The 12,657-nt window shown below is 48.8% G+C and carries 9 protein-coding genes; 5 read left to right on the plus strand and 4 right to left on the minus strand.

The genetic code is table 11. The annotated features are described in order from the left end of the window. Window positions 1–4: 4 nt before the first annotated feature. Together ACGHTT_RS17220 and ACGHTT_RS17225 are read left to right on the plus strand one after the other, a co-directional pair. Window positions 5–1,084, plus strand: coding sequence for an SMP-30/gluconolactonase/LRE family protein (locus ACGHTT_RS17220; RefSeq protein WP_390592211.1), 1,080 nt, complete (start codon window positions 5–7; stop codon window positions 1,082–1,084). A gap of 25 nt (window positions 1,085–1,109) precedes the next feature. Then, window positions 1,110–3,455 carry an agarase gene (locus ACGHTT_RS17225; RefSeq protein WP_390592213.1) on the plus strand — a complete coding sequence of 782 codons (2,346 nt, stop codon included), beginning with the start codon at window positions 1,110–1,112 and terminating at the stop codon, window positions 3,453–3,455. Between the two features lie 174 nt (window positions 3,456–3,629). Here the strand turns inward: ACGHTT_RS17225 and rtcR are convergent, their stop codons facing one another. Further along, the gene (gene rtcR / locus ACGHTT_RS17230) at window positions 3,630–5,222 is read right to left on the minus strand and encodes an RNA repair transcriptional activator RtcR (protein WP_390592214.1); all 1,593 of its coding nucleotides are present in this window, start codon (window positions 5,220–5,222) and stop codon (window positions 3,630–3,632) included. Window positions 5,223–5,480: 258 nt separating this feature from the next. On the opposite strand from rtcR, the gene ACGHTT_RS17235 reads away from it, so the two are divergent. Together ACGHTT_RS17235 and ACGHTT_RS17240 are read left to right on the plus strand one after the other, a co-directional pair. Beyond that, complete coding sequence (locus tag ACGHTT_RS17235) at window positions 5,481–6,704, plus strand: RtcB family protein (protein WP_390592215.1); 1,224 nt, start codon at window positions 5,481–5,483, stop codon at window positions 6,702–6,704. A 576-nt stretch (window positions 6,705–7,280) separates the two neighbouring features. Then, window positions 7,281–8,444 (plus strand): slipin family protein, encoded by a 1,164-nt coding sequence (locus ACGHTT_RS17240; RefSeq protein ID WP_390592216.1) that lies wholly within the window; start codon window positions 7,281–7,283, stop codon window positions 8,442–8,444. A gap of 683 nt (window positions 8,445–9,127) precedes the next feature. Here the strand turns inward: ACGHTT_RS17240 and ACGHTT_RS17245 are convergent. Both ACGHTT_RS17245 and ACGHTT_RS17250 read right to left on the minus strand, forming a co-directional pair. Then, window positions 9,128–9,574: a DUF3465 domain-containing protein gene (locus ACGHTT_RS17245; RefSeq protein WP_390592217.1), complete on the minus strand. Its 447-nt coding sequence runs from the start codon at window positions 9,572–9,574 to the stop codon at window positions 9,128–9,130. Between the two features lie 109 nt (window positions 9,575–9,683). Further along, window positions 9,684–10,184: a hypothetical protein gene (locus tag ACGHTT_RS17250; protein WP_390592218.1), complete on the minus strand. Its 501-nt coding sequence runs from the start codon at window positions 10,182–10,184 to the stop codon at window positions 9,684–9,686. A 288-nt stretch (window positions 10,185–10,472) separates the two neighbouring features. Between ACGHTT_RS17250 and ACGHTT_RS17255 the strand changes: the two genes are divergently transcribed. Next, entirely contained in the window at window positions 10,473–11,429 is a 957-nt protein-coding gene (locus ACGHTT_RS17255; protein WP_390591471.1) for an IS110 family transposase, read from the plus strand. Between the two features lie 437 nt (window positions 11,430–11,866). On the opposite strand, the gene ACGHTT_RS17260 is transcribed toward ACGHTT_RS17255, so the two are convergent. Beyond that, entirely contained in the window at window positions 11,867–12,220 is a 354-nt protein-coding gene (locus ACGHTT_RS17260) for a hypothetical protein (RefSeq protein ID WP_390592219.1), read from the minus strand. Window positions 12,221–12,657: the final 437 nt, after the last annotated feature.

Raw genomic sequence — 12,657 nt, forward strand, 5'->3', positions numbered from 1 at the left:
GAGAATGCTCAATTTTTCATCAAAACATAAAGTTCACCCTATTGTTTTCGCTCTAGCACTGTTATTCACAACCAGCGGCTGCAGCACGAGCACCTCAAGTCATACCGTAAAAAAGCTTGAGCAGCCAAATTGGAATAGCTTGGAGACGCTAGGCGAGGTAGAAATTATTGACCCCAGTGCACAGAGTATTATCGCGGCGGATACAAAAATATATTTGCTAGGTTCGAGCTTTAAATGGACTGAAGGGCCTTTATGGATTGACGACGAAAAAGGTGGCTATCTACTTTTCTCAGATATTCCTAATAATCGCGTTATAAAGTACCAGGCCAAACAAGGCATCAGCTTGTATTTAGACAAAACCGGTGCCAATCAGCTTTTCCCCGGCGACTCACCCCAAGGCTCTAATGGCTTGTTACTCAATCGACAAGGTGAACTGGTGCTATTACAACAGGGCAACCGTCGTATTGTAAAAATGACAGCGCCACTCAATACGCCCAACACGGACTTCACTGTTCTCGCCGATCGCTTCGACGGTAAGCGCTTGAACAGCCCCAATGATGCGGTCGTCACCAAAAAGGGCGACATCTATTTCACCGACCCAGCTTACGGCTTGTTGGGCGGCCTGGATGACCCTAACAAACTGCTGCCCTTCCAAGGCATTTATCGGTTAACGCCTGAAGGCGATCTTCAACTTCTCGATAACACGCTCACTCACCCCAATGGCATTACCTTGAGCGCCAATGAACAACAACTTCTTGTTGCCGTGTCTGATCACGAACATCCACTTTGGGTTATTTACGATATCAACGCCAACGGACAGCTAGAAAACAAACGCACCTTTGCCAGCCCCAGCCAGAAAAATTCAGCAGCGGCCTTACCCGGCGTGCCCGACGGTATGGCCACTCACTCTGCAGGGCCCATTTTCGCCACCGGCCCCGGCGGCGTCTGGCTGTTTGATGAAACAGGGAAACTATTAGCGCGCATATATACCGGAAAATTAACGGCCAATGTGGCGCTATCCAGTGATGAAAGCGTTCTTTACATCACCGCACACGACACGCTCATGGCACTACCACTGAAATAAGCTAAATAACGAAAAGGAGAGAAACATGACAGAATACTCAAACAGTCACCAAAAAATCACGCGCTACAGTGCAGCAATTGCGTTAGCGGCACTCATCGGTTGTGGTGAAAAGCTTGCTTCCGAGCAGAGCCAACACGACACCAAACAAACAGCTGTGCCTCTCATTAATTTTGAAAATAATGGTAAGCCATACACGCTCACAACAGACGGATCAGTGAGTACTCGAGTTATAACTGGTATGGACGGCCAAGCCCTAGCCATCAATTTTCAACCAGAGGATGATAAGCCAGCCGTCACATTGACAACAGACCAGCCTTGGCAGTGGAGCGACAAGAAGGAAATTAACCTGGCTTTTGACGCATCCAATACAGGCACAGAATCCATTCAGGTTTATGTATCCATCCACAACGATCAAGGCGATGCTAGTCACTACAGCGTGAATATTGCTGCGGGTGAAAGTGGCACCTACTATCTTTTACTCGCAGGAAAGGCGAAAGATGCCGATTTAGGTTTTAAAAAATCTGGCATTCCAGCTTGGGAAAGCAGCGATGAAATGGCCTATTTCCGCTACGGCAATCCAAACATGGACCTCAGCAACATAACAGCGATTAGTTTATCCACGCGAGGCAATCTAAAGCCAAAAACGATGCTAGTAGACAACTTTCGCCTAAGAACAAATCCCGATTACACTAGCGCTTATCGAGAAAAGTACGTTGATCGCTACGGTCAAAACGCCAACCTAGACTTCCCCATTAAAGTTCATTCCGATGAAGCGCTAAAAGCTATTGCCACAGCTGAATTGGAGCAGCTCGCAAAGTCTAAGCCCATGGACGACCGATCGCGCTTTGGCGGCTGGAAAGATGGCCCAAAGCTGGAAGCCACGGGTTTCTTTAGAACTCAAAAAGTAGATGACAAATGGTGGCTCGTTGATCCAGAGGGTTACTTATTTTTTTCTCACGGCCTAGCCAACGTGCGCATGGCCAACTTAACAACCTTAACGGGGGTTGATTTCAAAGATGAGTCAGTACGCTATGTTGACCCCAATGAAGTTACGCCTGAAGACTCCATCGGTATCGTTAAGGTTTCCGATGCTGTTAGAAACACGGCTTATATTGCCTCTGACGTTCGCCATGACATGTTCAGCTGGCTTCCCGATTACAAAGATCCCTTAGCCGATCACTACAGCTACCGCCGAAAAGACTTAATGGGGCCCTTGGCTTCGGGCGAGACCTTTAGCTTTTATCGCGCTAACCTCGAGCGCCGCTACGGTGAAACCGAACCTGAATCCTATGTCCGTCAATGGGAAAAAACCACATTAGATAGGTTCGTCGACTGGGGCTTTACCTCCATGGGCAACTGGGTAGATCCAGCCTTTTACCCGAATCAAAAAATGCCCTACTTTGCCAACGGCTGGATCATTGGTGATTTCAAAACGCTATCCGCTGAATTTGAAGTCTGGTCGCCCATGCCCGATCCATTCGATCCCGAGTTCGTACGTCGTGCGGGCGTAACTATCGACGTCATCGCCAAAGAGATTCAGGCATCACCTTGGTGTGTTGGCGTTTTTGTCGACAATGAAAAAAGCTGGGGCCTGCGCGAAGGCAGTGTTTCACAGCGTTATGGTTTAATTTTAAACGCTCTCGCGCGCGCTGCGGATGAAAGCCCAGCCAAAGCGGCATTTACCAAAGCACTACAACAACGCTACCAAGACATCGAGGTAATAAACCAACGCTGGAATGCCAATATTGATTCTTGGGAGGCATTGGCGCAAGGCTTCGAAACTGCACAACATAGCAACGCCTTTGTTGAGGATCTTTCCTATCTGCTCGAATTGCTCTCTGAAGAGTACTTTCGCGTTGTGCACGACACCCTTGCAAAAACCTTACCTAACCACTTGTATATGGGCGTGCGTATGGCCAGCTGGGGCATGCCAGAAGAAACCATTAAAGCATCGGTCAAATATTCTGACGTGTTGAGTTTTAATGTTTACGAAGAAGGCATTCAACCCAAAGCGTGGCGCTTTTTGGATGACATAGATCTGCCGACTATTATCGGTGAGTTCCACATTGGCGCCACCCGTGAAAACGGCCTCTATCATCCGGGCCTCGTGCAAGCCGATGACCAAACAGATCGTGCCAACATGTACCTCGATTACATGAACAGTGTTCTAGCACAAAAAACCATGGTGGGCGCACACTGGTTTCAATATGTAGACTCGCCTATTTCTGGTCGCGCTTACGACGGCGAAAATTACAATGTCGGCTTCGTCTCGGCGACGGATATTCCTTATCCGGAAATGGTGAAAGCGGCAAAGCAATTTAATACTGAGCTATATCCAAAACGCTTCGCCAAAGCGGAAAATACGAAATAGCTTAAGAGGAATGGAATCTGGCCAAGGCTTTGAAACGCCTTGGCCCATTTTTTCTTTTCACCCACATCAAGGTCGACCTCAGGCTTAATTCGTAGCACCAAGTGTCACGGACGCTTAAGACAGCAACATGTGTAAACACCCTGCCGACTTACACGCTCTCACTCAACCCCACGGCTACATCAACTGCGCGAAGCTCAATCCGAATTTCTGCAAATATTGCTTCACCCGGTGCGAATCATTTACCGAGGCTTTTTTCTCGCGACTCGCATTGAACAATTGCCGCCCTGCTTCGGCCATGGAGCGGCTGCGCTGGCAAATGTGGATGACCTGACTGAGCTGAAGCCGGTCGAATAAATCCAGCGTCTGCAGTTGCGCCTGATCTAGGTAGCGAGCCAGCAGCGCTTCGCCAATATTTGCCTCGGCATCTACCTGAAAGCCTTGCCAAGCGCGCATTAGTCTGTCGACTTCACCCGCCACAATATCCTCGGTGATGCGGCCGCCCGTGGCCAGCGTCGCCATGCGCGTAACGCTGGAGTTAAGGTCGCGAAAGTTGGCGCGCCACAAGGCGCGAGGAGAATGGGCAAATGCTAAATAAGCCTCGCGTGCAGCTTTGTTAAAGCTCACTTTATGATCCGCCTTGCGCGTGAACACCTGCAGCTCGTGTTCGATGTTCGGCTCCAAATCTTCAATCCGGTCCTTGAGCGACGGCAACTCGTAAGTCCAAAGATTTATTCGCGCCAGCAAATCTTCGCGGAAGGCGCCTTGGCGCACCTGTTCAAACAAATTGCGGTGCGTGCCTGCAATGAGTTGAAACTCGCTGGTTACCGGCTGATCACCACCAAAGGGCATGAAGGTTTTTTCTTCGATGGCGCGTAACAACATGGCCTGCTCATCCAAACCTAGCTCGCCAATTTCATCGAGAAACAGCAAGCCCTTGTCGGCCTCGCGCAACAATCCCATGCGCTCATTTTGCGCCCCGGTAAAAGCGCCCTTCACGTGGCCGAACAAGGCCGACATGGCATTGTCGCCGCGCAAGGTGGCGCAGTTAACTTCCACCAATCGGCCCGAAAGTTGACCGCGCTGTTTTTTCAACTCAAAGATACGGCGCGCCAACTGGGACTTGCCGGCACCGGTGGGGCCGTTCAATAAAATCGACGCCGTAGAACGAATGGACACTTGCTCGAGCTGCGCAATCAGATCATTAAACGCTTTGTTGCGCGTTTGAATGCCACTCTTCAGGTAGGTCACCGCGTCGCTCGCCTCCTTGGCAAAGCGCGAGGCGATTTGATCGTAGCGCGACAAGTCCAGGTCGATCACCTGAAAGGTGCCCTGAACCCCCTCCTTACCGGGCGATGCTTGCACCAACTTACCCGGCAGGTAGTGCGCCTCAGTCAACAAATAAAGACAAATCTGCGCAACATGGGTACCCGTGGTGATATTGATGAAGTAGTTGTTCTGCTCCACATCAAAGGATTGCGCCAGCGCCACATCGTGCAACTGGCTGTACACCTGCTCAAAGTCCCAAGGGTTATCACAGACTATGGGGATGGGCGTGACCTTGGTCTCAGGTGACACCTCGGCCATATCCTGCACAGTCAAGGCCAACAAGGCTTCATCTTCCTGCAGATACAACAGCAGAAACTCATGCACCGGAAAAGCTGCATGCATCAACAGCGACACACTCGGCCGCCAGCGCTGCCAACGGCGCCTACCTAGGCCACCATGATCCAGACGCGAACCTAATAAACCGATAATGACATTATTCATAAGGATATATAGATATCTAAATAGATAGGTTTTTTGTATTTTGGATAATAGGGTGCATCCGGAAAAAGAACAACCGATAAATATTTAATACTTATAAATCAGTAAGTTATAAGTATTTACAGCGCACTTCAGCAATTCTGGCACAGACGGTGCAATGACGTTCACAACGAAGCGTTACAACAAAGCGTTACAACAAAGCGTTACAACGCACGATAACAACGAATACAAACAACACACCTTAGCGTGTCAGGCAAAACCATGAACAACTACGACGTACTGCATACCCCCGGCAAGGTGCCCGTGAAGGCTTGGACCCGCGGCGTAACCTTTGACCCCAACGCGCGCCAGCAGGTGGAAAACCTTGCCAGCATGCCTTTCATCCACAAGTGGATTGCCGTGATGCCAGACGTGCACCTAGGCAAAGGCGCCACCATTGGCAGCGTGATCCCCACATTGGGTGCCGTAATTCCGGCCGCCGTTGGGGTGGACTTGGGCTGCGGGATGATGGCGGTGAAAACCAGCCTCACGGCTGCGCAGCTGCCAGACTCGCTCAACAATTTGCGGCTTGAAATTGAACGGCGCGTGCCGCACGGCCGCAACCCGCAAGGGCGCGGCAAGCGCGATGCGGGCGCCTGGCACAACTTGCCGGAAGATGTGCAGCAGGCATGGCGACCGCTGAATGACGGCTTCGACCGGCTGTGCGAAAAGCACCCGTTTCTGGCTAAAACCAACAACATTAATCATCTCGGCACACTGGGTACTGGCAACCACTTTATTGAGATTTGCCTAGATGAAGCCGACGCCGTTTGGGTGATGTTGCACAGCGGGTCACGCGGGGTTGGCAACCGTATCGGCACGCACTTTATTGAGCAAGCCAAGAAGGATATGACGCGCTGGTTTATCAACCTGCCAGACAAAGACTTGGCTTATTTGCCGGAGGGCAGCGAAACCTTTAACGACTACGTAACAGCGGTCGCCTGGGCGCAAGATTTCGCCCGCGTGAATCGCGAAGTGATGATGGCGCGCACCTTACAAGCGCTGCGAGAAATAATCGCCGCGCCCTTCGTCGCCAGCATGGCCGCGGTGAATTGCCACCACAATTACATCAGCCGCGAGCAACACTACGGTGAAAATGTGTGGGTTACGCGCAAGGGTGCGGTGCGCGCACGCCTTGGTGAGATGGGCATCATTCCCGGAAGCATGGGCGCGCGTTCGTTCATTGTGCGCGGGCTCGGCAATGCCGAGAGTTTTTGCAGTTGCAGCCACGGCGCCGGCCGCGTGATGTCGCGCACCGAGGCCAAGCGCCGCGTTTCACTGGACGAGCACCTGCAGGCTACCGCAGGTGTGGAATGCCGGCGCGACGAGAGCGTGATTGATGAAACGCCGTCGGCCTACAAGCCCATCGAACAGGTTATGGCCGCGCAAGCGGACCTAGTGGAAATTGTGCACACACTGAAACAAGTGGTGTGCGTGAAGGGGTAAACACGGAGGTGACCCTGTAAATAATTTGGCAGGTTGCGATGCACGGAAAGCATCAAAACGCCGCCTGACCGCAGCGGTTCAGCGTTATTGCTGACTGACACAGCCACCATTGGTGCCCTGTGTATCGCTGTTGAGCGGTTGCCAGATAAGTGCCTTGTAGCTCAGTGGTAGAGCGCCGGTTTTATACCGCGGTCGCTGGTTCGAACCCAGCCTTGGCAGCAATCGCTATAGCTCAGCATGGTAGAGCATCCAACCAATACTTGGACTGTCGTCGGTTCGATTCCGACTAGCTCGCCACCCACAAGGTGGCTCTAATAAACCGTTTGAAGGAACTGTTTAGCAACACGCGCAGGCCCCCTCGGCTGAACCGCTGGGTAAGCACAGGACGTGCAGCACTAAGACACGGAGCGTCTAACCCAACAGTGAAACCGAACAGCGTCAACGCCAATGGCGACACTTAGGCGGCGCGCGCGCTTGGCCAACACAGGCAAGCCCGCCCACCGTCAAAAACCGTTATTGCCCGCGACCTGTGGGGGCACTGCCACTTAACAACACGGAAAGAAAAAGGAAAGAAACATGTGGTACCAAAAGCAATACATTATCAGCGAGAGCCAACGTGGCCTGCTGTTCAAGAATCAACAATTGGTTGCCGTGCTCACACCCGGCGTCCATAAATTTTGGGATTGGAGCAACCGCTACCAATTGCAAAGCTATGCCATTAACAACACCTTGCAAGAGGGCGTAAAGCCCGATGTGATCATGCTGGCAGACCTACACCCTGAGCTATTTGCCGAGCAACTGCAGTTCTGGGAAACCGGCGAACATCAAGTCGGCTTGGTGTACCAGCAAGGTGTGTTACGGGAAATAAAAGCGCCGGGGCAACGCGGTGCCTGGTGGAAAACCCAGCAGCCCATCACGCTGGAAACGCTAGACATCAGCGAAACCTTCAGCGTTAGCGAGCCACTGCTAAGAGTGCTGTCGGGTGCGCGCGAACCGCTGCTAAGCCGCTCGGCTTCGGCCGCACTTGCGGTCGCCAGCGTCGCCGAAGGGCACATGGGTTTTCTGGAGGTAGATGGCAATACCCAAGCGACACTGAAACCTGGTTTGCACTTGTGGTGGAAGTTTAACCGGATCATCAATGTGCAGCAGTTCGACTTGCGCCTGCAGAACATGGAAGTTAACGGTCAGGAAATATTGACCCGCGACCGCGTAAGTTTGCGCATTAACCTGTCCACCATGTGGCAAATAACTGATGCCGCCAAAGTGAAACGGGAACTGGCAGACGCCAAGGATTATCTGTACCGGGAACTACAACTGGCGCTGCGCACTGTTGTCAGCACCCAAACGCTGGACGAACTACTCGCCGACAAAAACTTACTCAATGAGCAAGTACAGTCACTAGTAGTCGAAAAAGCTGCGGGTTATGGCATCAGCCTAAAATCCGTCGGTGCGCGCGACATCATACTGCCGGGCGAGATGAAAGCCATCCTCACCCAAGTAGTAGAAGCGCAAAAGCAAGCCGAGGCCAACCACATCAAGCGTCAGGAAGAAACCCAATCCACCCGCTCGATGCACAACACCGCCAAGGTAATGGAGGGCAACCCGGTGTTATTGCGATTGAAGGAACTGGAAGTGCTGGAGAAAATCGCCGCACGTATCAGTAACTTGAACGTGTACGGCGGGTTAGATGGGGTGATGAATGATCTGGTGAAACTGACCAGTGATAAGGCTAGAGTTTGATGGAAGGCGCAGAATTTTCTGCGCCTTTTTTTGTTTAGGTAGGAACAACGTTTTCATTCTTAAGGCTTTCAAGTGAATCATATAATCGGCGCAGGCTGTGTGGTGACTAGCCTCGCCAGAAACATTCAATAAAAAGCCAATCAATGGAGCGACTAGCCATCGAAAATTTAGATGCTTCGGAAGAGCTTATGCACCAGGACGAAAGGTTCTCCCTATATTGAGATTGAGGTTAACATCACAAATTCAAATGTCGGCGCGACGATATGTTCAATACCTACCGACCTACTATAGGACACTCTTCACTTGGGGCATCTCAACCGAATAGGTATGACGCACAAAATGTCAAATGTAAGGCCTGATCACAAGACCTTCTTCATGGGATACAGAAAGATTATTATAATCTTCGATCAAATAATGAAGCGTGAATTCGAAGGTATTAGGGCGTAGCTGATCTTTGAAGTTGACCACAATCATCGCGACTTGATCGTAGGAATACTTTTTTAAGTTTGGCGCAGGAAAAATCCCTTTAGTGATGCAGCACTCCATCAAAAAACATCTATTTTTTGAAGTTTTTCTACAACCTCAATGCTTCACTAATAGGCTTAATAACAGTTGGCTAAAATTAGCTAATAAGGAGCAAAAAACCAACTGCTTTTTATCCTTTTGAATGACTCATTATAAAACTATTGGTACGTACGACCATTATGTTTCAACCAACCTCCAACATGGCGACCATTAGGATCATGGTGCGTCCAATGAATGACTCCGCCTTTACTGTTCCATTCATATTCACCGTAAAAAAGAACACTATCGCCATTTGATATAGAGTTGATTCGAGGGGCTAAGTCTATATTGTGTGCAACAAGTAGAGTTTGGCCAGAAGAAAGTTGTAAAATGAATTTTTGATGACGAGAACCTTCATTGTCGTCAGGTAAAATCCTGATTACGGTTCCACTACCTTTAACTTGAACATTACTGTGCCTATTTTCATAGGCATTCTTAACAGTATTGCTATCTTGATAACTAGCAGTTTGACTCTTATTATCAGGTGTTACTATAGGATTACTTTTCTTAACTGACCACTGATAAAACCCAACACCAATTAAAATAATTATTAAAAGCTTCTTCATACTCCGATCCTTGGTTTAGCTTTATAGCGCCGCCGCCACTGGACAGCGGGCCGTAGTTGTAATCTATATTAACGAAGCGCTGCTGTTCCGGTGCACGACTCTGTTATGTTTACGCCTGAATTGGAACAACCCATATACTAGCAATAGCCACACCCACACTCACTGAGTTTGCAAGCATGAACCACCAGAATACCCTAGTTCTATATTGAAATGGTAGCTTGAACACCTTTTTGTAAACTAACCCTTCAAAAGCAACATTGACTGCACATGCTACTAAAAATGTGCCCGCCCACGTTATCGGATTGAATGTTCCGTAGCCAAGAAGATAGTTGTAGATACTGGCAGGAAATAACTCCCAAGCAAGTCCAGCGAGCGGAACCAATAAAATACCAAGACTCGCTGAGACAACATTGGCAGAAGAAGTTGCGATTACAGCCTTAAATGGGGCGGCAGATAACACTTTACGAACAAAAAGATATTCAACAATTAGCCCTACCGATATTGCCCACCAAGAGAATAACCGTGTTTCAAGATACAGGGCGGGCCAGACAACATTCCCGTAAGCAGATACCGGAGATAATAAAAAAATAAAGAGTAGAAATTTTCGCATGATTCCATTAAATTCTTAACGCCCGCAGTACACGCGAGCGTAGCGAGTCGAGGGCGATAGCCCGGTTTGATTGCGTTTGTATGGTTGAAATAACATGATTTCCCTTCCTGTTATTAAAGCGATAAGGTGAGGCTCATGTCTGCAGCAACAGACATTCAGCAAAGCATTCCGGTGGTTGCAAGGCGCCGATACTATCGAGCCCGTTAACAAGCAAGGGAGCTTTGCTGATCCTACTTTTAACTCGAACAGTCGAATGAGCCTCGAGCTCGAATGTAGCAAGGGTGAGTCATGAAAACAACTACCAAAGCTGGCATTAATCATCAGAGAAATATCGGTATAGATGTAGGTAAAACGTTCTTGGATATATACATCCTAGAGCTCGATAGGTATTGGCAAATCTACAATTCACTAGATGACATTAAGGAGCTCCGAAAGACGCTCAAGCGCTTTAATCTGACTCGTATCGTCGTCGAGGCTACGGGTGGCTATGAACGAACACTCGTCGAAGTGCTGGCGGAAGCCGAGCTCCCAGTTGTTGTGGTGCAGCCAATCAATGTTCGCCAATTTGCAAAAGCACAAGGCGTCCTAGCAAAAACGGACCGAATCGATTCAAGAGTGATTGCACAATTCGGGGCAGTAATGAAACCAGAAATTAGGCCCATAAGCAGCAAAAAGATAAGGCATATCAGAGATTTACTAGCGCGGAAAAGGCAGTTAATGGAAGCTAGAACTCAAGAGCTAAATCGTGAACAAAAGGCACAGAATGTTCTGCAGCGCTCCCACAACAGGATGATCAAGTTTATCGAAAAGGAGCTCAATTGGGTCAACACAAAGCTCAACAAAGAGGTTGCATTGGTTACCGAGTGGCAGAAAACTTATGACCTCCTTTTAAGCGTGCCAGGCATAGGCCCTGGTGTTGCTTATACGCTTCTGGGAGAGCTTCCGGAGCTTGGCCAACTAACCAGTCGACAGGTAGGTGCGCTGTGCGGCTTGGCGCCCTACAACCGAGACAGCGGCTCGATGCGGGGCAAGCGACGAATAAAAGGCGGTAGGGCACCTATACGGACGATGCTGTACATGGCAATGATGAGCGCTATTCAGTGCAACCCGATAATGAAGCGATTCTTCAACCGATTAGTTGCGGAAGGCAAACATAAAAAGGTCGCACTTACAGCGTGCATGAGAAAAATGATGACAATTTTGAACGCCATGGTGCGTGATAAAAGGTCATGGCAAGCGGCATAAGATGAAAAAAATACGTTGCTGAAGGCTTGACTTAGAACCACAGTCGCTTGTTAGGCATTACTTGGCACGCCATTCAAATAAAAATAATGATACGAAATACATGAGAGCCGCCGCAACTGAGAACTGCACCCATGTTAATTGGGAACAATCGTCAGTGTCTTTTGCGCAAACCTGATAATAAAGTTCAGGATTCGACACTCCAATATAAGCTAGATATAAAGCAAATATGCTAGTAACGATTGCAACTATCAGAGCTGTAATAAAACTTATCTTTAAGATCATTATCCTGATTCTTTTAACAGTCGAACGCCGCGGTAAACGGCAGAATTTAGGTTGTGGTTTTGTGGAATACTTTAGCGCAGCAAAACCACAAAGCCACAAAGCCACAACCTAAATTCTGTCCAGTGGAGCGAAGCGGAACGTGTTTGACCGCCTTGTTAGTTGCATTTATCTAGCTCGGCTTTAAGCTCATTAACATGAACCATCCGAGCAAGCCCTTCACCGCCAGAAGTTGCGCAAGTAGCGCACCACTGTGCTCTTAAAATAGCTTCATTAAGCATGAACCGCTTCACTTCAAGATTTGAGACTTGCGCGCTTTTAGATTGCAATGCCAACGCACCAAAATCAGTGTCTTGAGGCCAAGGAAGCTTTTCCGCTTCAACAATAAAAAGCCTAAATATTTCCTTTGCACAGCTAAGGCTCTCAGATGCAGAAATAGAAGCTGCTATTGCCTCAACAACTTCGGGATCAAAACCAGCTTGAATAATTGCTTTCCGGGTATGCAAATACATCTACTGGCCTCAACTAACGGCTTATTCAATAGACGCCGACAATATATTTTTTCGGCTTCCGCCTGTTCCTATATTTCGTAAACGTCTGTTTTTAATTCGGTTTTTAGTTTTCTTGTAAACAGAAAAAATCAATATTTAGCCAACCACAAAAAATCTGGCGCTCTATATTTTCTAGACAGTTTCGAAATATACCTGACAACCCCCTAATTTACATAGGTTTTTTAGTGCCCACGCCAATTCTTTATAAAGGCAAATTAAGACTCGGCTACTGAAAAACAGGACTCATGCCTTTGCTTTTCCTCAGAACGCGAAAATCTGTGAACCCACAAACATTCTGTCGCCCCCACACCTAAGTAGTAATGGTTGCGGTTTACGCCGAGTCACTACATAACGTGGTGATTTTTGGCTAGAGAGGTCGCGCACCATAAAGGTCAAAT

The organism is Simiduia litorea (assembly GCF_042853465.1).
Lineage (GTDB): Bacteria > Pseudomonadota > Gammaproteobacteria > Pseudomonadales > Cellvibrionaceae > Simiduia > Simiduia litorea.